Source organism: Escherichia sp. TW14182, assembly GCF_000208525.1.
Taxonomy (GTDB): domain Bacteria; phylum Pseudomonadota; class Gammaproteobacteria; order Enterobacterales; family Enterobacteriaceae; genus Escherichia; species Escherichia ruysiae.
In genome coordinates this window covers 1-921 of record NZ_AEJZ01000433.1, presented here as the reverse complement: position 1 = coordinate 921, position 921 = coordinate 1, and the positions used below count along the sequence as shown (strand labels likewise).

Annotated in this window: 2 protein-coding genes; both read left to right on the top strand. The window is 50.7% G+C overall.

Annotated features, from left to right (window positions below; all coding sequences use genetic code 11):
• The coding region (locus EQY_RS0122865) for a substrate-binding domain-containing protein (RefSeq protein ID WP_000518320.1) at positions 1–209 on the top strand (209 nt) is incomplete at its 5' end.
• A gap of 125 nt (positions 210–334) precedes the next feature.
• A partial coding sequence (locus EQY_RS0122860; RefSeq protein ID WP_024212726.1) for a PfkB family carbohydrate kinase occupies positions 335–921 on the top strand: 587 nt, incomplete at its 3' end.

Sequence of the window (921 nt, the reverse complement as noted above, 5' to 3'; positions counted from 1 at the left end):
CTGCCGGTAAATCGGATGTGATGGTCGTCGGATTTGACGGTACACCGGATGGCGAAAAAGCGGTGAATGATGGCAAACTAGCAGCGACTATCGCTCAGCTACCCGATCAGATTGGCGCTAAAGGCGTCGAAACCGCTGATAAAGTGCTGAAAGGCGAGAAAGTTCAGGCTAAGTATCCGGTTGATCTGAAACTGGTTGTTAAGCAGTAGTTTTAATCAGGTTGTATGACCTGATGGTGACATAAATACGTCATCGACAGATGAACGTGTAATATAAAGAAAAGCAGGGCACGCGCCACCCTAACACGGTGGCGCATTTTATGGACATCCCGAATATGCAAAACGCAGGCAGCCTCGTTGTTCTTGGCAGCATTAATGCTGACCACATTCTTAATCTTCAATCTTTTCCAACTCCAGGCGAAACAGTAACCGGTAACCACTATCAAGTCGCATTCGGCGGTAAAGGCGCGAATCAGGCTGTGGCAGCAGGGCGTAGCGGCGCGAATATCGCGTTTATTGCCTGCACGGGAGATGACAGTATTGGTGAGAGCATTCGCCAGCAGCTCGCCACTGATAATATTGATATTTCGCCGGTCAGCGTGATCAAAGGCGAATCGACAGGCGTGGCGCTGATTTTTGTTAATGGTGAAGGCGAGAACGTCATTGGTATTCATGCCGGGGCTAACGCTGCCCTTTCCCCGGCGCTGGTGGAAGCGCAACGTGAGCGTATTGCTAACGCGTCGGCATTATTAATGCAGCTGGAATCACCACTCGAAAGTGTGATGGCGGCGGCGAAAATCGCCCATCAAAATAAGACTATCGTCGCGCTTAACCCCGCTCCGGCTCGCGAATTACCTGATGAATTGCTGGCGCTGGTGGACATTATTACGCCAAACGAAACTGAAGCAGAAAAGCTCACCGG